Source organism: Bradyrhizobium sp. WD16 (genome assembly GCF_024181725.1).
Classification (GTDB): Bacteria; Pseudomonadota; Alphaproteobacteria; order Rhizobiales; family Xanthobacteraceae; genus Bradyrhizobium_A.
In genome coordinates, this window is record NZ_CP028908.1 from 4,365,075 (window position 1) to 4,380,911 (window position 15,837).

Sequence of the window (15,837 nt, forward strand, 5' to 3'; positions counted from 1 at the left end):
AAGTGAATCAGCATCGTTGGAATCGTCGCAAAGTGCGGGAAAATATGATCTGATTTGATCATGCCGAGCGATGGATTGCCTGACGATTTCGAGACCCTGAAAGCGATGCTACTCGCCGAGCGGGTGCAGAACGAACGGCTGCGTCAGATCATCAGGGACCTGCAGCGCCACCAGTTTGGCCGCCGGGCGGAGACGCTGCCCGAGGAGCAGATGCTGCTGGGCCTGGAAGACGTCGAGCAGGCGGCGGCGTGTGACGCAGCGGGCGCCGAGCAGGCGACACCGGCCGCGCGACAGGCCGGAGCAGCAAAGCGGCGAGCCAACCGCGGCGCGCTGCCGGCGCATCTGCCGCGGATTGAGACGACCATCGACATCGACGACAGGACTTGCCGCTGCTGCCAGGGCGTGTTGCACCGGATCGGCGAAGACAAGAGCGAGCGGCTGGATATCGTGCCGGCGCAGTTCCGGGTGCTGGTCACGATCCGACCGAGATACGCTTGCCGCCAATGCGAGGACGGCGTCGTGCAGGCCCCGGCGCCGGCGCGGCTGATCGAGGGCGGGATGCCAACGGAAGCCACCATTGCCCAGGTGCTGGTCTCCAAATATGCCGACCATCTGCCGCTGTACCGCCAGGCCCAGATCTATGCCCGGCAAGGCGTCGACCTCGACCGCTCGACGCTGGCAGACTGGGTGGGGCATGCCGCCTGGCACCTGCGTCCGCTGCACCAACGCCTGCTCGACAAGCTCAAGCAGCGGCCAAAACTGTTCGCCGATGAGACGACGTTGCCGGTGCTGGATCCCGGCCGCGGCCGCACCAAGACCGGCCAGTTGTGGGCCTATGCCGCCGATGACCGGCCATGGGGCGGATCCGATCCGCCGGGCGTGGCCTATGTCTATGCCCCGGACCGCAAAGCCGAGCGGCCGATCATCCATCTCGACGGCTTCAAGGGCATCTTGCAGGTCGACGGCTATGCCGGCTACCGCAGGTTGGCCGAGCGCGGCGACGTGCAGCTTGCGTTCTGCTGGGTCCATGTCCGGCGCAACTTCTACAAACTCGCCACGGCCGGACCTGCGCCGATTGCCAGCGAAGCGCTTCAGCGTATTGCTGCGCTGTATGCGATTGAGAAGGACATCCGTGGCCGCAGCGCCGAGGAGCATCGCCTGGCCAGGCAGCAGAAAAGCCGGCCGCTGATCGACGCATTGGAGCCGTGGCTGCGCACAAAACTCGGTCTGATCAGCCAAAAGGGCAAACTCGCCGAGGCGATCAACTACGCCCTGTCGCGCTGGGAGGGACTGACCCGCTTCCTCGACGATGGCCGCATCGAGCTCGACAACAACACCGTCGAGCGTTCCATCCGCCCGATTACGCTGAACCGGAAGAATGCTTTGTTCGCTGGCTCTGACGGAGGCGCTGAGCACTGGGCCACCATCGCAACACTGATCGAGACCTGCAAACTCAACGACATGGATCCACTCGGCTATCTCACGGATGTCCTCACCAGGATCGTCAACGGTCATCCCAATCGCGATATCGACGCGCTATTGCCGTGGGCCTACCGAAAGCAAGACCTCAGAGCCGTGGCCTGAGAACGACGCTTACGCTCTATCAAGACAAGCGGCAGCTGCTTGTTGGCGTCACGGGCGCTGCCAATGACTTCCCCTGGGACGACGGCGGACGACAGCCGCTTGACGATCCCCTTAAGGAGTTACGCTATCGGCTGGTTGCTGCCCTTGCCTTCGGACTTACGCCGCGACTGATTCATCTCAGCCGACTGCCCATATCGGAGGTGCGGCACTATCCGGCGCTGGCGGAGAATTTCCATGAACGCGTCATGCCGAAATGCCGGGCCGACATCGAAGCTGCGGCGAAGCGCGCCATGGCCGCCGTGCTGGGGCCGAATACCGGCGAAGTCCCTGCGGTGACGAGCGCTTTGCTCGGCGCGGTGTGGGGCGAGTTACACTTGGTAGTGTTGTTCGGCAAACTCGACGCGCCGAAACCGGGACGAATTGACGCCCAGGTGGATTGCGCGCTGGGCATCTGCGGGTTTCTGCCGGGCAAAGACCCGGCGGTCGAAGTCGCTCGCCCTGAGCCCTCACGCCGTCGGCCTGATGACCCCGAGGGCTGAGTAGAAGCGCCAGTCCTCAAGGAAATCCGGCAGCGTGACGGTCATTTGGTTCAGGTCCATGGAGAGCTAATGTCCCGTTTCCAACGTTCGTATCCCATTGCAGCAGGCGCTCATACGAACGTTGGAAACAAGGGGACACTAGCAATGATCATGATTCTAGTGTGGTTTTGGATCTGACGCTCGTTCGAAGAACTCGCTGCAATACTGAAACGAGCGTCAGATCCACCACACTAGAGTAGATCGCGCGAAGGCGGAATCGCCTCTGGGTGGGAAGCTGTTCGCGGACAGACTCATCTATAGCCGACTGTGGTTCCGATTAAACGCAGCCGACTATAAACACTTAATAGTTGAATTGGCGTCCGTGGAAAGCCAATGCGCTGCGCCTCAGGCGACCCTTGGGCCAGCCAGCACCGACAGCGCCGTCGCAGCCACGGCGGCATGGGCGAGTTCTATCGACGTTTTTTGCGCCTGCTCGCCGCGCGACATGTTCTCCGCCCGAAGGAAGGCGACATCCTTGATGCCCATGAAGCCGAAGGCGGCCTTGAGGTAGCCTTCCTGGAAGTCGAGCGGTGCCAGCGGCCCGCTGAGATAGGAGCCGCCGCGCGTCGAGACGACCACCACCTTCTTGCCGCCGGCAAGGCCGATCGGCCCGGTCTCAGTGTAGCGGAAAGTCTTGCCCGGCTGCATCACCCGGTCGATCCACGCCTTGAGCTGGCTTGCCACCGAGAAATTGTACATCGGCGCGCCGATCACCAGCACGTCGCTCGCAAGCAGCTCGCCCACCAGCGCGTCGGAGCGGGCATGCTCGCGGGGCGTCGTCTCGTCGAACTCACCGAAGGCCAGCGGCCGGAAGCCGGCGCCAATCGGCCCGTCGAGATGCGGCACCGCCTCCTCGACGAGGTCGTGATAGATGACCTGCGCCTTGGGCTCGGCCTTCAGAAGGTGGGCGACGAGCGCCTTGGTGAGTGCCCGCGAGGCGGAGGCGGGACCCTGGATGCTGGAATCGAGATGGAGGATGTGCATGGCCTGGAACTCCTGGGACGGTTGATGGCCGAACGTTACGCTCTTGCCTCGCTGTCCCACTAGCCGTGCTTATGGTACAGATTGTTCTTCCAATAGGACAATCGACGCGCCATGGACGACCTCAACGACCTCCTGATGTTTGCCTCGGTGGCCCGGCACAGCAGCTTTTCCGCGGCCGCGCAGGCCCTCGGCATCCCCAAGTCGCGCGTCAGCCGGCGGGTGGCCGATCTGGAAGCGCGGCTCGGCGTGCGCCTCCTGCAGCGCTCGACGCGCGCGGTCCACCTCACCGACACCGGGCGCGACTTCCTCACCCATTGCGAGGCGATGATCGCCGCCGCCCGCCAGGCGTTCGAGGTGGCCGAACGCTCGGGCGAGGCGCCGGTCGGCCGCCTGCGTGTGAGCTGCCCAGTCGGTGTCGCCCACATGTTCCTCGCGCCCGTGCTGCCAAAGTTCATGGCCGCGCACCCGGCGGTACGGCTCGAACTCGACCTCACCAACCGCAGGGTCGACGTCATTGCCGAGGGCTACGACATTGCCCTGCGCATCCGCTCCACCGTCGACGATTCCCAGCTGACCATCCGCCGCCTCGGCCTCAGCGAGCAATCGTTGGTGGCAAGCCCCGCCTTCATCGCCACCAACGGTCCGTTCGACACGGCCGACCGGCTGCAGCGCCAGCGCGGCCTCGGCCCGGCCGGCGTGCGCGGCGAGCGCAATTTCTGGCGCCTCACCGCGCCCGGGGGCGACAGCCTCGCCGTCGAATACACGCCGGGCCTCGCCACCGACGACATCTACATGCTGGGTCAGGCTGCGCTTGCCGGTTTGGGCATCGCGCTGTTGCCGCGCAACCTCTGCGGCCGGGCGGTGCGCGAGGGCCGGCTCGTGCGATTGCTGCCCGACTACCGCATCGATCCCCATCAGCTCCACGCCATCTTCCCCTCGCGGCGCGGGCTGGTGCCGGCGGTGCGCGCCTTCCTCGACTTCCTCGGCCACGAGTTGCCGATCCTGACGCGCGACCACGACGAAGGCTACGCGGCCACCGCGATCTAGCCTTCGCCCGCCATCAGCCCGAGCCCCCTGAGCGTGGTCTCGGCCAGAAGCCACAGTTCGGCTTCCGAGCGCACCACCTTGGAAATGACGTTGAGGCCGATCATCAAATTCTGAAGCGCCAGCGCCAGGGCGTGGATATTGGCGTCCGCGGCGATCTCACCCGCATCGCGCGCCATGGTTAGCAGATCCTCGATGCGCCGGGTGGAGCACGCCGCGAGGTCGGCGAGCAGCAGCGCCGGCCCTTCGGACGCCGGGCAAAGCTCGGCAATGGAGTTGACGATGATGCAACCCTTGCCGCCGACATCCTCAGTTCGCACGTGGCAGATGGCCCGCACCACGCGCTCGATCAACTGCAGGATGGCTCCCTCAACTTCGTCGTAGAGCGGGGCATCCGGCGCCGTCGGCGCGTAGCGGTCGATCACCTCGGCGAACAGCGCTTCGCGCGTTCCAAAGGTGTTGTAGAAGCTCGACCGCGAAATCCCCAACTTCTCCGACAGCGCCTTCACCGACGCGTGCTCATAGCCGTCGCTGCGGATCGCCTCGGTGGCAATGCGGATCGCCTCCTCACGGTCGAACTTCATGGGTCGCGCCATCACGGGCCTCTCGATTTCAATTTTTTGTACATCAGTGGACAAAATCTACGCTCTCCGATATATACATATATGTACAAAATATCATCCCATCCCAGGAGGTCGAAATGACAGCACTCGTGATTGTCGAAGCCCGTCTTAAGAACCCGGCCAAGATGGCCGAATATTCCGCCGCTGCCGCGCCCATCGTCGCCGCCTTCGGTGGCGAGTTCATCCACCGCGCCAAGTATGTGGAGACGCTGGGCGGCAGCCCGACGCCGCACGGCCTTGGCATCCTGCGCTTTTCCTCGGCCGATGCCGCCCGGATTTGGTTCAATTCGCCCGAATATCAGGCCATCGTGCCGCTGCGCGAGGAAGCCGCCGAGATGACCTTCCGGCTCTACGAGGAGGCGTGAGCGATGACGGTGACCTCCCTCGCTTCCCTAGGGCGTGACCTTCGGCAAGGTCTTCTGGCGCTGGCCATGGCCTTCGCCGCCGCCTTTCTGCCCGCCCAAAGCCGCGCTGCCGAGATCGGGCTTCCCAACATCGTGCTCGTCCACGGCGCCTTCGCCGACGGGTCGAGCTGGTCCGACGTGATCCCGCTGTTGCAGGCGAAGGGCTACCACGTCACGGCGGTGCAGATCCCGCTGACCTCGCTCGCCGACGACGTCGCCGCCACCCGCCGCGCGCTGGAGCGGCAGACCGGCGACGTGCTGCTGGTCGGCCATTCCTGGGCCGGCGCGGTGGTGACCGAGGCGGGCAACGGGCCCAACGTCAAGGGCCTCGTCTATCTCTCCGCCCTGGTGCCCGACGCTGGGGGATCAGTGGCTGAGCTGCTTCAAAAGCGCAATTCGCCGATGCATGGGCTGACGCCCGACAAGAACGGCTTCGTCTGGCTCGACGACCCCACGGCCTACGCCCATGTGATGGCCGCCGACGTGCCGCCTGCCCGCGTCGCCCAGCTCGCCGCCATCGAAAAGCCGATTGTCGCCAGTGTCTTCGGCGACAAGGTGACGGACGCCGCCTGGACCAACCGGCCGAGCTGGTATCTCGTCACCGAGGGCGACAATGCGCTGCCGACGGCCGCGCAGACATGGCTCAGCCAGCACATCGGCGCCACGACCAAGACCATCGCCTCCAGCCACATGTCGATGATCTCCCACCCCGACGTGGTAGCCGACTTCATCGCCGGGGCCGCCAGCAAAGCCGGCAAGTGACAAGGCCGCGGCGGCAAAGCTCTTCCCGTCCGCCTGTGTCGGACCTCGCCTCTTCGGCCCGAGATACCCTCTCGGCCGTGGAGGAGTGGTGGCCTGGCAGCCACCACTCAAGAGGCTATCCCGTCTCCCCCTCCGTGAGAAAGAGGATCTTCGGCAGAATGGAGCTAGTGTGGCGTCTCGCAATTGCCTACCGCCTTTGCGGCCAGTCTCTCGTAGGCAATTGCGAGACATAAGCCACACTAGCGCTTTGATTTTGCTAGTGTCCTTTATGTCTCCGAATGACCGTGCGAGGGTGAGGCAAATGAAGCGGTAATTCGGAGACAGGACACTAGAGCAGACTCCGATCAAGGTGGATCATATCCGCATGCGGCGAAGTAGTTTGCGCATTGGGCGGGCTTGAAGATGTCGGCGCAGGTTTCGAGGGCGCGCATCAGGGCGGCGACGGTCCGCTCGGCGATTTTGCGCAAATGCGCTTTCAGCTTGGAAAACGCCTTTTCGATCGGGTTCATGTCGGGGCTATAGGGCGGGAGGTAGAGCAGCTCGGCGCCCGCGGCCTCGATCAACTCCTTGACCCGCGGCCCCTTGTGGGCGGACAGATTGTCCATGACGACAACGTCGCCTTTCGAGAGGGTGGGAACGAGGCAGTGTTCCACCCAGTCCTCGAACAGGGCGGCGGTGATCGGACGATCATAGGTCTTCGCCGCCACGAGCCCGCGAAGGCGGATGCCGGCGACGAGCGTGACCGTCTTGTAATGGCCGTGCGGCACGCCGACACGCAACCGCCGTCCGCGCCGGCAACGCCCACCTTTGCGCGCCAAATTGGTCGAGGCGCCCGTTTCGTCGATGAAGACGAGCTTCTCGGGATCGAGATCGAGCTGTCGCTCGAACCATTCGAGGCGTTGCTTCAGGACGTCCGGGCGCTGCTGCTCCGAGGCGTGTGCGGTCTTTTTTTAAACGTGACGCCATGACGGTCGAAGAAGCGCCACAGCACGGAACTCGAAAAATGCTCGCCACAATTCCTGATCAGACGTTCCTGGATCTCCAGCAGGGTGACGTCCGGCGTGCGCCGGATCAGCCCCATCAGGTAACCGTGATGGGCTTCGATGCGGCCGGAGCGGCGATCGCCTCCAGTCGACTTCGGCGACATTTCTCCCGTCGTCTCGAATTGCTTAACCCAGCGCACGGCGCTCGCAATGCTGACTTCGAAACGCTTGGCCGCCGCATTGCGCGACAGCCCGCCCGAGACGACAGCTTCCACCACTCGTTTGCGAAGATCGTCGGAAAGCGCCATTCCAGCCGCCTCCATTCTGCGGCAGGAATCATGAATCAGATGTCAGCCGATTCGGGAATCCTGATTCGATTCACATCGCTCGGAGCCTGCTCTAGTGTGGTGGATCTGACGCTCGTTTCAGTATTGCAGCGAGTTCTTCGAACGAGCGTCAGATCCAAAACCACACTAGTGTTCGTATGAGCGCCTGCTGCAATGGGATACGAACGTTGGAAACTGGACACTAGCAAAATCAAAAAGCTAGTGCGGCTTATGTCTCGCAATTGCCTACAGGGGCTTGCCGCGAAGGGCATAGGCAATTGCGAGACGCCACACTAGAAGACCTCAGTCCTCCAGCCCCTGGGCGAGGTCGGCGATCAGGTCTTCCTTGTCCTCGATGCCGACCGACAGCCGCACCACGTCGACGCCGGCGCCGGCCAGTGCCTTCTGGTCGTCGTCGAGCTGGCTGTGGGTGGTCGAGGCCGGATGGATGATCAGCGAGCGGGTATCGCCGACATTGGCGAGATGCGAGAACAGCTTGACGGTCGACACCAGCTTGATGCCGGCGTCGTAGCCGCCCTTCAGCCCGAAGGTGAAGACCGCGCCGGCACCCTTGGGCGCGTATTTGCGGGCGAGGTTGTGGTAGCGGTCGCCCGGCAGGCCGGCATAGTTGACCCACGCCACCGCCGGATGGGTCGACAGCCATTCGGCGACCGCCTTGGCGTTGTCGGAATGTCGCTGCATGCGCAGCGCCAGCGTCTCGATGCCGGTCAGGATCAGGAAGGCGTTGAACGGCGACAGCGCCGGGCCGAGATCGCGCAGCCCGAGCACCCGGGCGGCGATGGCGAAGGCGAAGTTGCCGAAGGTCTCCTGGATCTTGAGGCCGTGATATTCCGGCCGCGGCTCGCTCAGCGCCGGATAGCGGCCGTCGCGCGACCAGTCGAAAGTGCCGGCGTCGACGAGGATGCCGCCCAGCGAATTGCCGTGGCCGCCGAGGAACTTGGTCAGCGAATGGACGACGATGTCGGCGCCGTGGTCGATCGGCTTGATCAGGTAGGGCGACGCCAGCGTGTTGTCGACGATCAGCGGCACGCCGGCCTTGCGCGCCACCGCGGCGATCGCCTCGATGTCGGTGACGGCGCCGCCCGGATTGGCGATGGATTCGATGAAGATCGCCTTGGTCTTCGGCGACACCGCCTTCTCGAAACTGGAGACGTCGTCGGGGTCGGCCCAGACCACGTTCCAGCCGAAATTCTTGAACGAGTGGTTGAACTGATTGATCGAGCCGCCATAGAGCTTGCGCGCCGCGATGAATTCGTCGCCCGGCTGCATCAAGGTGTGGAAGACGAGAAACTGCGCGGCATGGCCGGAGGCGGTGGCGAGCGCCGCGGTGCCGCCTTCGAGCGCCGCGACGCGCTCTTCCAGCACCGCGGTGGTCGGGTTGGTGATGCGGGTATAGATGTTGCCGAAGGCCTGCAGCCCGAACAGCGACGCGGCGTGATCGGCGTCGTTGAAGACGAAGGAGGTGGTCTGGTAGATCGGCGTCGCGCGGGCGCCGGTGGTCGGATCCGGCTGGGCGCCGGCGTGAATGGCGAGCGTGGAAAATCCGGGCGTTCGTTCGGTCATTATTTTTCCTTGGTTGCGTTGTCGGCGGGAGTTCCAGCAGCGAGGGGCGCCATGCTGGTCACGGTGCGCGGCGGCGTCAAGCGGCGGGGCCCGACGATGTCGATTTGGCAAATCTGTCCTACCGCAACGTTGACGTGCGACAATTAAATCCTGCTGCTTCACCGTCCCGGCGGCAATCGTTTCGCCGCCCGGGAGGCGGCGATGGCAGGTGGTCGCCAGATGTCGTGCTGCTGGAATGGGCGGGCGAGGCTTTGGTCGACATTCGCGATTTCCGCCATGCCCGCTACATGATGGACGGCGCGGTGGTCGAACTCCTCAGACCCCGCCTCACGTCGCGCCCTTGTCCTTCGGCGGCTCCGCCGCGCGGTCGGCGGCAGTGGTGGCGCCGCCGGACACGCTCTGGCGGTTGAGCGACAGTCGCATGCCCAGGGTCGGCGGCGGCGCGCGCCGCGCGCTCAAGGTGCGCGAATTGACGCCCATCCACTGGATCTCGGAGCTGAGGCGGCCGTATTCGATCTTGGGGCAGCGGTTCATCACCACCTTGATGCCGTGGGCCTCGGCCTTCGCCGCCGCTTCGTCGTTGCGGATGCCGAGCTGCATCCAGATCACTTTCGGCCGCGGCGCGAGGTTGAGTGCCTCGTCCACCACCGGCATCACATGAGCGGCGCCGCGGAAGATGTCGACCATGTCGACGGGCCGGTCGATATCCGCGAGCCGGCCGACGAAGGGGCGCCCGACCAGCATCTTGCCGACCTGGCCGGGATTCACCGGGATCATGTCGTAGCCGCGTTCGGCCAGATATTTGAAGACGAAGTAGCTCGGCCGCACGTTGACCGGCGATGCGCCGACCATGGCGATGGTCTTCACGCCGTTGAGGATGCCGCGAATGTAGTTGTCGTCGTAGGCGTCGTGATTCATCTGCAAGATCGCGCCGGTAGTCACCGGTCCTCCCAGCTCGGCTGGCGCTTCTCGATGAAGGCGCTGATGCCTTCCTCGGCGTCGCGCGCCAGCATGTTCTGCGTCATGACTTCGGCGGCGTAGCGGTAGGCCTCGGCGAGCGGCATCTCGGCCTGGGCGTAGAACGCCTCCTTGCCGACCCTGAGCGTATAGGCCGATTTCGCCGCGATCCTTTTCGCCAGCGCGACCGCCGCGGCGCGCTCGGTGCCCGCCGTCACCACGCTGTTGACGAGGCCGATTTCCGCGGCACGGTGTGCCGTCACGGCTTCTCCGGTCAGCAGCATGTGCATCGCATGCTTGCGCGGCACGTTGCGCGACAGCGCCACCATGGGGGTCGAGCAGAACAGGCCGATATCGACGCCGGGCGTCGCAAAGCTCGCCGCCTCCGAGGCCACCGCGAGATCGCAGCTCGCCACCAACTGGCAGCCGGCGGCGGTGGCGACGCCCTGGACGGCGGCGATCACCGGCTTCGGCAGGCGCACAACGGCCTGCATCATGGCGCTGCAGGCGGACATGATCTTGGCGAAATAGGCGCGACCGCGGTCGGCGTCGGTCCGATGCGCGGTCAGCTCCTTGAGGTCGTGGCCGGCGGAGAACACCGATCCCGCGGCGGCGATCACCACCGCGCGCACGCTCGCGTCGTCGCGGACGTCGTCGAGCGCGGCGTGCAGGGCGGCGATCAGCCCCTCCGACAGGCTGTTGCGGGCCTGCGGCCGGTCGAGGACGAGCACGGCGACCGGTCCATCGGTTTCGCGCAGCAGGAGGTCGCGGGAGGGTGTGGTCGCGGGCAGTGCGGTCATGGCTTGTCGATCCGGCGCATGGAGGGCCGGCACGGTAGGGCGCGACGGCCACCGGTTCAATCGCCGGCGGGCAGGGAGGTGCCCTGCGTCCGCCAAAAAGCGGTCCGGGTTTCCACCACCGGTTTCCACTCGGCGCGAAAACGCTCTATAGGGGCGAAACGGGCGCGCGGGGGGCGCGCGAACGTCAGGGGGCAGGACGACGATGGCGGCGGCGAAAATGACGGTTCCCGAGCTGGAGGGGTTTCTCCATCGGGAGTTTCCCCAGGCCTTCGCCAGCGGCGACATCGTGATCGAGAGTGCGGACGGGCAGACCTGCCTGCTGCGCCAGACCTATAGCGAACGCATGCTGCGGCCGGGCGGCACGGTGTCCGGACCGACCCTGATGACACTGGCGGATTTCGCCATGTACGTCGTGCTGCTGTCGGCGATCGGCCCGGTAGGGCTCGCGGTGACCACCAGTCTCAACATCAATTTCCTGCGCAAGGGGCAGCCTGGCCAGGACGTGATGGCGGCGGCGAGGCTGCTCAAGCTCGGCAGGCGGCTCGCGGTGGGGGAGGTCAACCTGCTGTCGGGCACCTCGCCGGACCCGATCGCCCACGTCACCTCGACCTATTCCATTCCCAGCGCAGCGTTTCCTTGATGGTATTATTGCACCATATTTATAACTCATTGTTTTTGATGATGTAATTTTGACGCCGGAGCGTTGACGCCGGCGGTGCGGTTCTCTAGAAATCCGCGGCAATGCGGTGCGTCGCGCCGCGGTGTGTTTTACGGGCCCGCGCGCCTCCGGCACGCTCGTCCGTTCTTCTCAACTGATTGATTCAGACAGGTTCACTCAAATGGCAACCTATTCGGCGAAGCCGGCGGAGGTCGAAAAGAAGTGGGTGCTGATCGACGCCAAGGGTCTGGTCGTCGGCCGTCTCGCCACGCTTGTCGCGATGCGCCTGCGCGGCAAGCATCGCCCGACCTACACTCCTCACGTCGATGACGGCGACAACGTCATCATCATCAATGCGGCCAAGGTCGTGCTGACCGGCCGCAAGCGCGAAAACAAGGTCTATTATCACCACACCGGGTTCATCGGCGGCATCAAGGAGCGCACCGCGAAGGCGATCCTCGAGGGTCGTTTCCCCGAGCGCGTGGTCGAAAAGGCCATCGAGCGCATGCTGCCGCGCGGCCCGCTGGGTCGCAAGCAGCTCGGTAATCTGCGGGTCTATGCCGGTGCGGAGCATCCGCATGAGGCGCAGCAGCCCGAGATCATCGACGTCGCATCACTGAACCGCAAGAACACGAGGGTCGCGTAACATGGCCGAGACCATTCAATCGCTCGACCAGTTGTCGTCGCTGAAGCCGGCGGCTGCCGAGGCGCCCAAATACGTCAAGAAGGTCGACAAGTTCGGCCGCGCCTACGCCACCGGCAAGCGCAAGGACGCGGTGGCCCGCGTCTGGATCAAGCCGGGCTCCGGCAAGATCGTGGTCAACACTCGCGAGGTCGAGATCTATTTCGCCCGGCCGGTGCTGCAGATGATGATCCAGCAGCCGCTGACCGTTGCCGCGCGCCAGGACCAGTATGACGTGATCTGCACCGTCTCCGGTGGCGGCCTGTCGGGCCAGGCCGGCGCCGTGCGCCACGGCCTGTCCAAGGCGCTGACCTACATGGAGCCGGAACTCCGCACGGTGCTGAAGAAGGGCGGCTTCCTGACCCGCGACTCCCGCGTGGTCGAGCGCAAGAAGTACGGCCGCGCCAAGGCCCGCCGCAGCTTCCAGTTCTCGAAGCGCTGATCGGCGGTTCGCATCCCGGCGCTCGCCGGCAACAGGGTTCGAAAAGGGCAGCTTCGGCTGCCCTTTTTGCTTTGGTGGATGGTGTCGAGCCTGCGGCGTTGCGGGTGGCGAGCGCTTAACGATTGCTTAAAAAAAGATTGTGCGGGGCTGCCGCGTTTTCCCGAAAAATGCCGGGCAGGGAGCAACGTTTTCCGAAGATGCCCGCGGCTAGGATGGCTCGTCGGCAGAAAGCCGGCAGGCAGGCATCACGCGCCCGGATGTCGCGTCACTTGGCTGGTGGACACAAATGTCGCTCGATATCTCAACCCTTTACGTCGTCGCAACGCTGGTTGCCGGCATGCTCGGCGGCCTCTTGCTGTTTTTCTGGCGTCAGGAAAAACTTCCAGCGCTGGGCTGGTGGGCGGCCGCCTATCTGATCGGCGCCGTCTCCATCGGTCTGTGGTCGCTGGCCGGCGCCGTGATGGCCCCGCTGCCGCTGCTCGCGGTCAGTGGCGCCGGCTTCGTCGCCTGCGGTCTGGTGTGGAGCGCCGCGCGCGTGTTCCACGGCAAGACCCCGAACTGGCCGATGGTGACGGTCGGCGCGGCGGTCTGGGTCGGGTGCGGACTCCTGATCTCCTCGTCCTATCTGCGCACCATCGTCGGCACCGCGATCGTCGCCGCCTACGCCGTCATGACCGTCAGCGAATTGTGGTCGGAGCGGCGCAAGTCGCAGCAGAGGCGCTGGCCGGCGGCGGTGATCCCGATGCTGCACGGCACGGTGCTGATGCTGCCGATCGTGCTCGGCGGCCTGATGTCGCCGCAAGGCGAGGCGTTTCGGCCCAACAGTCTGTGGGTCGTCATCTATACCATCGAGCTCGTGCTCTACGGCGTGGGCACCGTGTTCGTCATCTTCATGATGGTCAGCGATCGCGCGGTGCGGGCCCACAAGGCCGCGGCCGCGATCGATCCGCTGACCGGGCTGCTCAACCGCCGCGGTTTCGGCGAGGCGACCGAGCGCATGATCCAGCGCGAGGCCAAGGCCGGCCGGCCGGTGAGCGCGATGATCTTCGACATCGATCACTTCAAGTCGGTCAACGATCGGTTCGGCCATCCCGCCGGCGACGAGGTCCTCAAGGCCTTCGCGAGCGTGGTCAGCGGTAACTTGCGGATCTCGGACCTGATCGGCCGCATCGGTGGCGAGGAGTTCGCCGCCTTGCTGCCCTGTTCCATCGAGGAAGCGGTGCTGGCGGCCGAACGGGTGCGCGAGGCCTTCCAGACCAGCGGCATCAAGGTCGGCGAGGTGGCGGTCGAGACCACGGTGTCCATCGGCATCGCCGGCGGTCCGGCCAATACCGAACTCGAGGTCCTGCTGGCGAGCGCGGACACGGCCTTGTACCGCGCCAAGCGGACCGGCCGGAATCGGGTCGAAGCGGTGAGCGAGGAACCGCTGTCGCTCGGCGGTGGCCGAAAGCTCGCGGCCGGTGCCGCGGCGCCGCGGACCGTGCCCGAAGTCGAAGCCGAAGTCGTGGCGTGACGCGTTCCTAACCTTTCATTTACCATGCGGCGTTTAGCATCGGCCGCATGACGATACGCAGTGACGTCCACCAGCAGATCGCGCTCAATACGCTCGACCGGGCCGTTGCCGCCACGCGGGCCGGTTTCGGTTGCCTGTTTTCCGGCTCGGAGGATTACGAGCGCGCGCTGATCGCCGAGCGCCGCGCCGAGGGCCGTTACACGCCGCCGGCGAGCCGGCTGCCCTGGCTGTTGTTCGCGGGGCTGGCCTTCCTGGTTGCCGGCACCGCGCTGCTGCTGGCCTGATTTTTCCGGCTTGCCCGATCGGGTCGGCGCGTTCCGCTCGCAGGCGAAACGCGCTATGCAGGTCCGCCCATTTTAAGAACAGGTGGACTTAGATGATCACTGAAATCGCCCAGATCGAGATCAAGCCCGGCTCGGAAAAGGACTTCGAGGCCGCCGTGGCGAAGGCCCGCGATGCCTTCGGCCGCTCCAAGGGCTTCCTCGGCTTCGAACTGCATCGCTCGATCGAGAAGCCCCAGCGCTATCGCCTGCTGGCGAAGTGGCAGAGCGTCGAGGCCCATACCGTCGACTTCCGCGGCTCGGACAATTTCGCCGAATGGCGGACGCTGGTCGGACCCTATTTCGCCTCGCCTCCGGAGGTCGAGCACACCGAGACGGTGGTGACGACCTGAGGGGCGGCTGGACAGGCGTTCGCTGGCGCGGATGTGGCGCGCGCGAGTGCGCTTCATCCGACAGCGAGCGCCGACTGGCTCATCTCGAAGGCGAGGTCGAGCAAATTCGGCAGGGCCGGATTGCGGTTGTGCTCCGACCACACCGCATCGAACCGGCCCTGTTCGATCTCATGGCGATGGTGCGGAGCACGGCGCCGATGACGCCGCTCGAACGGGAGAATGCCTAACGTCTCTTCCACCGCCTTGATCCGGGTGCAGACACAAGATTGTGTGGTACCCGGTACGTTCGCCGCATGTCGGAAGTGCAGGTATTCCGCGACAACAGCATGGCGCAGCGCGGCAAGCGGGATGAGCCAAAAGCGTCATGCCCCGGCCCGGCTTACTCCTCATAAGCAACGCGATAGTGTTCCCCCGTTCGCACGATGCGCGCGAAGCCGAGTTCTCCAAGGTGCATTCCGGCAATCAGCAGCTTCTCTGCGCTGACAAGGTCCAGTAGCCTCGACCGCGTTTCCGCCGCGAGGTGGACGTCCTGATCGAACGAGATCGACACGTCGGGGCAGGCGATCTGAATCTGCGGGAAATGAACGATGTCTCCCCAGACCAGCAGACTCCGATCGCCGGAATCGAGACGGTAGCCGGTGTGCCCGGCCGTATGCCCCGGCAGCGGCATGGCCGTGATGCCGGGGAACACTTCGCCGTCGCTGAAGGCGCGCAGACTGTCGCGGTAGCCGTCGAATGCCTGACGCGCGATCTGGAAATTGCCGCGAGCGCGCTCGCTGACGCGGCTCAGATTGCCGTCATCTCGCCAGAACGCGAGTTCTCTCTGATGGAGGACAAGCTCGGCGCTGGGAAAAGCCTTTTCTCCCGAAGCCTTCGTCAGCCCTCCGACATGATCGGGATGGGCATGGGTCAGGAGTATCGTGTCGACGTCGGAGGGCTGCACCCCGGCCAGCGCCAGATTGGTCGTGAGGCGACCGCCCCATTGTCTGATCCCACCGGCTCCCGCATCGATCAGGATGGTGCGGCCAGCGCCGCGTACCAGATAGCCGTTGATATGGACGGCTGAAGGCTCCGCTATTCCCGCGTCTTCCTGCATCCGGCGGCCGTCGGCAGGATCCATACCGGACAGGAAATCGAGACTGGCCGTCAGATAGCCGTCGCTGATCGCGGTGATGCTGAAATCGCCGATCCTCCGGCTGGGAAGTGTGGAAAGGGACATGAAGCGTCTCCAGACGGTCGA

Annotated in this window: 19 protein-coding genes; 11 read left to right on the forward strand and 8 right to left on the reverse strand. The window is 65.0% G+C overall.

Features of this window, described 5'->3' with window-relative positions; all coding sequences use genetic code 11:
- The first annotated feature begins 60 nt into the window (after positions 1 to 60).
- On the forward strand, positions 61 to 1,584 hold the full coding sequence (locus DB459_RS20295; protein ID WP_253707052.1) for an IS66 family transposase: 1,524 nt from the start codon (positions 61 to 63) through the stop codon (positions 1,582 to 1,584).
- The gene (locus DB459_RS20300; RefSeq protein WP_253707054.1) at positions 1,545 to 2,123 is read left to right on the forward strand and encodes a TetR/AcrR family transcriptional regulator C-terminal domain-containing protein; all 579 of its coding nucleotides are present in this window, start codon (positions 1,545 to 1,547) and stop codon (positions 2,121 to 2,123) included. The genes DB459_RS20295 and DB459_RS20300 overlap by 40 nt, the downstream gene beginning before the upstream one ends.
- A 384-nt stretch (positions 2,124 to 2,507) precedes the next feature.
- Here the strand turns inward: DB459_RS20300 and DB459_RS20305 are convergent, their stop codons facing one another.
- Positions 2,508 to 3,146: an FMN-dependent NADH-azoreductase gene (locus DB459_RS20305; protein ID WP_253707065.1), complete on the reverse strand. Its 639-nt coding sequence runs from the start codon at positions 3,144 to 3,146 to the stop codon at positions 2,508 to 2,510.
- A gap of 111 nt (positions 3,147 to 3,257) precedes the next feature.
- On the opposite strand from DB459_RS20305, the gene DB459_RS20310 reads away from it, so the two are divergent.
- Positions 3,258 to 4,193 (forward strand): LysR family transcriptional regulator, encoded by a 936-nt coding sequence (locus DB459_RS20310; RefSeq protein WP_253707067.1) that lies wholly within the window; start codon positions 3,258 to 3,260, stop codon positions 4,191 to 4,193.
- On the opposite strand, the gene DB459_RS20315 is transcribed toward DB459_RS20310, so the two are convergent.
- Entirely contained in the window at positions 4,190 to 4,786 is a 597-nt protein-coding gene (locus DB459_RS20315; RefSeq protein WP_253707069.1) for a TetR/AcrR family transcriptional regulator, read from the reverse strand. The two genes, DB459_RS20310 and DB459_RS20315, sit on opposite strands and share 4 nt — an antisense overlap.
- Positions 4,787 to 4,890: 104 nt before the next feature.
- On the opposite strand from DB459_RS20315, the gene DB459_RS20320 reads away from it, so the two are divergent.
- Both DB459_RS20320 and DB459_RS20325 read left to right on the forward strand, forming a co-directional pair.
- On the forward strand, positions 4,891 to 5,178 hold the full coding sequence (locus DB459_RS20320; protein WP_253707071.1) for a DUF1330 domain-containing protein: 288 nt from the start codon (positions 4,891 to 4,893) through the stop codon (positions 5,176 to 5,178).
- Between the two features lie 3 nt (positions 5,179 to 5,181).
- On the forward strand, positions 5,182 to 5,979 hold the full coding sequence (locus DB459_RS20325) for an alpha/beta fold hydrolase (protein WP_253707073.1): 798 nt from the start codon (positions 5,182 to 5,184) through the stop codon (positions 5,977 to 5,979).
- 344 nt (positions 5,980 to 6,323) lie between these two features.
- On the opposite strand, the gene DB459_RS20330 is transcribed toward DB459_RS20325, so the two are convergent.
- The 4 genes from DB459_RS20330 to DB459_RS20345 all read right to left on the reverse strand — a co-directional run bounded on the left by DB459_RS20330 (position 6,324) and on the right by DB459_RS20345 (position 10,629).
- Positions 6,324 to 7,270 (reverse strand): IS630 family transposase gene (locus tag DB459_RS20330; RefSeq protein WP_253707075.1). Its coding sequence is split into 2 segments (ribosomal slippage): positions 6,324 to 6,931 and positions 6,931 to 7,270, totalling 948 coding nucleotides; the frame shifts between segments, so codons are not numbered across the junction.
- Positions 7,271 to 7,591: 321 nt separating this feature from the next.
- Entirely contained in the window at positions 7,592 to 8,872 is a 1,281-nt protein-coding gene (locus DB459_RS20335) for an O-acetylhomoserine aminocarboxypropyltransferase (RefSeq protein WP_253707079.1), read from the reverse strand.
- A gap of 327 nt (positions 8,873 to 9,199) precedes the next feature.
- Positions 9,200 to 9,790 (reverse strand): CoA-binding protein, encoded by a 591-nt coding sequence (locus tag DB459_RS20340; RefSeq protein WP_253707081.1) that lies wholly within the window; start codon positions 9,788 to 9,790, stop codon positions 9,200 to 9,202.
- A 20-nt stretch (positions 9,791 to 9,810) separates the two neighbouring features.
- Complete coding sequence (locus DB459_RS20345) at positions 9,811 to 10,629, reverse strand: enoyl-CoA hydratase (protein WP_253707084.1); 819 nt, start codon at positions 10,627 to 10,629, stop codon at positions 9,811 to 9,813.
- Between the two features lie 202 nt (positions 10,630 to 10,831).
- Here DB459_RS20345 and DB459_RS20350 point away from each other — a divergent pair, with 202 nt between their 5' ends.
- From DB459_RS20350 to DB459_RS20375, 6 genes are all read left to right on the forward strand, one after another.
- Positions 10,832 to 11,269: a PaaI family thioesterase gene (locus DB459_RS20350; protein WP_253707086.1), complete on the forward strand. Its 438-nt coding sequence runs from the start codon at positions 10,832 to 10,834 to the stop codon at positions 11,267 to 11,269.
- Positions 11,270 to 11,468: 199 nt separating this feature from the next.
- Entirely contained in the window at positions 11,469 to 11,933 is a 465-nt protein-coding gene (gene rplM, locus DB459_RS20355) for a 50S ribosomal protein L13 (RefSeq protein WP_253707098.1), read from the forward strand.
- A 1-nt stretch (position 11,934) separates the two neighbouring features.
- A complete protein-coding gene (rpsI, locus tag DB459_RS20360) occupies positions 11,935 to 12,411 on the forward strand; it encodes a 30S ribosomal protein S9 (RefSeq protein ID WP_253707100.1) in 477 nt (158 codons plus the stop codon).
- 286 nt (positions 12,412 to 12,697) lie between these two features.
- Positions 12,698 to 13,924 carry a GGDEF domain-containing protein gene (locus DB459_RS20365; RefSeq protein WP_253707102.1) on the forward strand — a complete coding sequence of 409 codons (1,227 nt, stop codon included), beginning with the start codon at positions 12,698 to 12,700 and terminating at the stop codon, positions 13,922 to 13,924.
- A 47-nt stretch (positions 13,925 to 13,971) separates the two neighbouring features.
- Positions 13,972 to 14,208 (forward strand): hypothetical protein, encoded by a 237-nt coding sequence (locus tag DB459_RS20370; protein ID WP_253707104.1) that lies wholly within the window; start codon positions 13,972 to 13,974, stop codon positions 14,206 to 14,208.
- Between the two features lie 92 nt (positions 14,209 to 14,300).
- Complete coding sequence (locus DB459_RS20375; protein WP_253707106.1) at positions 14,301 to 14,597, forward strand: antibiotic biosynthesis monooxygenase; 297 nt, start codon at positions 14,301 to 14,303, stop codon at positions 14,595 to 14,597.
- A 53-nt stretch (positions 14,598 to 14,650) separates the two neighbouring features.
- Here the strand turns inward: DB459_RS20375 and DB459_RS27615 are convergent, their stop codons facing one another.
- A complete protein-coding gene (locus tag DB459_RS27615; RefSeq protein ID WP_371926999.1) occupies positions 14,651 to 14,947 on the reverse strand; it encodes a LysR family transcriptional regulator in 297 nt (98 codons plus the stop codon).
- A gap of 29 nt (positions 14,948 to 14,976) precedes the next feature.
- The gene (locus DB459_RS20385) at positions 14,977 to 15,816 is read right to left on the reverse strand and encodes an MBL fold metallo-hydrolase (RefSeq protein ID WP_253707110.1); all 840 of its coding nucleotides are present in this window, start codon (positions 15,814 to 15,816) and stop codon (positions 14,977 to 14,979) included.
- Positions 15,817 to 15,837 lie beyond the last annotated feature (21 nt).

Excerpts from the sequence above, each read along its gene's own strand:
- DB459_RS20365 (WP_253707102.1), top strand. The coding sequence starts at position 12,698 with ATGTCGCTCGATATCTCAACCCTTTACGTCGTCGCAACGCTGGTTGCC.
- rplM (WP_253707098.1), top strand. The coding sequence starts at position 11,469 with ATGGCAACCTATTCGGCGAAGCCGGCGGAGGTCGAAAAGAAGTGGGTG.
- DB459_RS20320 (WP_253707071.1), top strand. The coding sequence starts at position 4,891 with ATGACAGCACTCGTGATTGTCGAAGCCCGTCTTAAGAACCCGGCCAAG.
- DB459_RS20385 (WP_253707110.1), bottom strand. The coding sequence starts at position 15,816 with ATGTCCCTTTCCACACTTCCCAGCCGGAGGATCGGCGATTTCAGCATC.
- DB459_RS20345 (WP_253707084.1), bottom strand. The coding sequence starts at position 10,629 with ATGACCGCACTGCCCGCGACCACACCCTCCCGCGACCTCCTGCTGCGC.
- DB459_RS20370 (WP_253707104.1), top strand. The coding sequence starts at position 13,972 with ATGACGATACGCAGTGACGTCCACCAGCAGATCGCGCTCAATACGCTC.
- rpsI (WP_253707100.1), top strand. The coding sequence starts at position 11,935 with ATGGCCGAGACCATTCAATCGCTCGACCAGTTGTCGTCGCTGAAGCCG.
- DB459_RS20295 (WP_253707052.1), top strand. The coding sequence starts at position 61 with ATGCCGAGCGATGGATTGCCTGACGATTTCGAGACCCTGAAAGCGATG.
- DB459_RS20305 (WP_253707065.1), bottom strand. The coding sequence starts at position 3,146 with ATGCACATCCTCCATCTCGATTCCAGCATCCAGGGTCCCGCCTCCGCC.
- DB459_RS20340 (WP_253707081.1), bottom strand. The coding sequence starts at position 9,790 with ATGAATCACGACGCCTACGACGACAACTACATTCGCGGCATCCTCAAC.
- DB459_RS20310 (WP_253707067.1), top strand. The coding sequence starts at position 3,258 with ATGGACGACCTCAACGACCTCCTGATGTTTGCCTCGGTGGCCCGGCAC.
- DB459_RS20315 (WP_253707069.1), bottom strand. The coding sequence starts at position 4,786 with ATGGCGCGACCCATGAAGTTCGACCGTGAGGAGGCGATCCGCATTGCC.
- DB459_RS20350 (WP_253707086.1), top strand. The coding sequence starts at position 10,832 with ATGGCGGCGGCGAAAATGACGGTTCCCGAGCTGGAGGGGTTTCTCCAT.
- DB459_RS20325 (WP_253707073.1), top strand. The coding sequence starts at position 5,182 with ATGACGGTGACCTCCCTCGCTTCCCTAGGGCGTGACCTTCGGCAAGGT.
- DB459_RS20375 (WP_253707106.1), top strand. The coding sequence starts at position 14,301 with ATGATCACTGAAATCGCCCAGATCGAGATCAAGCCCGGCTCGGAAAAG.
- DB459_RS20335 (WP_253707079.1), bottom strand. The coding sequence starts at position 8,872 with ATGACCGAACGAACGCCCGGATTTTCCACGCTCGCCATTCACGCCGGC.